Raw genomic sequence first — 2,486 nt, forward strand, 5'->3', positions numbered from 1 at the left:
TAGGGGAAGTAGGGGAAGTAGGGGGAGTAGGGGGAGTAGGGGAAGTAGGGGGAGTAGGGGAAGTAGGGGAAGTAGGGGGAGTAGGGGAAGTAGGGGGGAGAAAGAATTTTCCCAATGACAACTGACAACTGACAACTAACAACTGACTACTGACGTTGAAAGCGAAGTGCATCAATTGATTGGGCGGTGAGAAAAATACCTAAAACAATGTAACTGGCAAAGAAAATTAAGCTGCTAGTATCAAAAATTCCTTGAATTAAGGTGTTGTAATGTTTAAACAGGGATAAATGATTCACGGCTTCACCAATTTGACCAGGAATGTATTTGGCGATGAAATCAATGAATACGACGGCAAAGGTAAGAACAGCCGCTAAAATTGTGCTGTCTGTTAATGAGGAAATAAACATTCCTAAAGATAAAATTGCTGCTGCTAGTAGAAGTAATCCTAAATGACCAAGCAAGGGAATTAGGGGGGATATGGGAGGATTGGAATTAGATAAAGCGATCGCCTCTAATCCCATTAAGGGTAAAATCATGGTTAAGAAAAATGTCAACACCCCTAACAATTTACCCACAGCTACAGCCCAGTTGGTAATTGGTGATGTGGCTAATAGTTCCAAAGTTCCTCGTTTGCGTTCTTCCGCATAGAGTCCCATGGAGAGAATCGGCAATACAAATAACATTAACCGCGTTATGCTATCTAAAATTGCCCGCACAAATTCGTAGGGAACATCTATTGGTTGCCCTCGCGAATCATAGTCATAAACTGTGACTAAAATTCCTTCTGGTCCTGACCAAATTATCACGGCAAATAACCCGGCTAAAAACCAAAATGCACTAGCTACTCCATAGGCTAATGGCGAAACAAAATAACTTTGTAGTTCTCGACGATAAATGGCAATAATGTTGGCGATAACTATACCCATTTATGCAGCTTCTCCTTCTTCAATTTCTGGGGTTATTTCCATTGGTAAATTCTTTTGTGCTGTAGTTAATTCTAAGAAAACATCTTCTAGTGTGGCATTGATTCGTCGCATTTCATATAAATCAAACCCAGCCCGAATTAAAGCAGCAGTAATTTCTTTTCCTGGTTCTGTTCCTGGCTGCAATATTACCCGGAGGCAAGTATGATCATCTGACGATTGCTGATGGTTAGGCATTAATTCTACTGAACTGACATCAGCGATATTTTCCAGCATTTGTCTAGCTAAGGCTGCATCTCCACCGATTTCTAACTCATATCCCACCCCACCTGTTAACTGTGTCATCAAATTTTCTGGGGTATTAGTTGCGACTATTTGCCCCCGATTAATAATGGCAACTCGACTACAGGTCATGCTCACTTCTGGGAGAATATGGGTAGACAAAATGATAGTGTGTGTTCCGGCTAAACTTTTAATTAGGTTTCGCACTTCGATGATTTGCCGAGGATCAAGACCAATGGTAGGTTCATCAAGAATAATAGCTGGTGGATCATGAACGATCGCCTGGGCAATTCCCACTCTTTGCCGATAACCTTTAGAAAGTTTCCGAATAATAACTTTGCGCTTCTCTTCTAAGTTACAACGATTAATAGCTGCTGTTACCTTTGTCGGGCGATCGCCTGAAGAAACTCCCTTAATCCGAGCGACAAAGTGTAAAAAACCCTCCACAGTCATCTCTGGATATAATGGAGGCGTTTCTGGTAAATAACCAATCCGCTGTCGCACCAATAGAGAATGATCATGGACATCATAACCTGCAATCTTGGCTGTTCCAGTTGTAGCAGGTAAATAACCAGCTAAAATTCGCATAGTTGTAGTTTTACCAGCCCCATTCGGTCCCAAAAAACCTAAAATTTCCCCTGGTTCAACACTAAAGGTAACGTCCGTAATTGCCGTTGTTGAACCATAAATTTTACTCAAATGCTCAACTTCAATCATTTGTCCAATTACTAATTATGAGAATACCCACACAATCTTAGCGAAAGAATGGGTAATTAGCTTCAACGGGAGCATCTACATTCGGCTGAACATCTTTTAATTCCTGTCTGTTTTGTTGTGTCTTCACAAAATTGTCTTAAAAGTGCATAGCTTGAATAAGTAAGTTGGTGTTATAACTAGTCCAGAGGAAAGAGGTGGGGGTGCTTGTGATTTTTATCACATATTATTACTTGCTCAATATATTATATTATATAAATTGAACATCTAGCTGTATACATGATGCGTGTGTAATAAAAATCACACGAAAATTACAAAAAAACGAGCCATAAAATTCAATTCAACCATAGTAACATTCACTTGGATGAGATATAGGATCTACTATAAAAGCCACACAGCAAGAGATCATGACTCCTACTATAACATTTTGCTCAATGAAGAGAATAGTTGGAAATTTTTCAGGTAATACTAGTTGTATAGGTTTAAAATAGTTAATCTATCTAAGATTAGATGTAACTGTTCACACTCCCCCACTAAAAAGGAATTAGGAAGTAACAGGGATAGGAG

2 protein-coding genes are annotated in these 2,486 nt (G+C 39.6%); both read right to left on the reverse strand.

Translation table 11 applies throughout. The features are described 5' to 3' along the window. Positions 1-146 precede the first annotated feature (146 nt). The gene (locus FJR05_RS20595; protein ID WP_168645843.1) at positions 147-926 is read right to left on the reverse strand and encodes an ABC transporter permease; all 780 of its coding nucleotides are present in this window, start codon (positions 924-926) and stop codon (positions 147-149) included. Further along, positions 927-1,922, reverse strand: a complete 996-nt coding sequence (locus tag FJR05_RS20600) for an ABC transporter ATP-binding protein (protein ID WP_168645844.1) — start codon at positions 1,920-1,922, stop codon at positions 927-929. Positions 1,923-2,486 lie beyond the last annotated feature (564 nt).

It is taken from the genome of Dolichospermum sp. UHCC 0259 (assembly GCF_009711935.1).
Classification (GTDB): Bacteria; Cyanobacteriota; Cyanobacteriia; order Cyanobacteriales; family Nostocaceae; genus Dolichospermum.

Bases quoted from the DNA above. Each gene is read 5' to 3' on its own strand.
- FJR05_RS20595 (WP_168645843.1), bottom strand. From the start codon at position 926: ATGGGTATAGTTATCGCCAACATTATTGCCATTTATCGTCGAGAACTA.
- FJR05_RS20600 (WP_168645844.1), bottom strand. From the start codon at position 1,922: ATGATTGAAGTTGAGCATTTGAGTAAAATTTATGGTTCAACAACGGCA.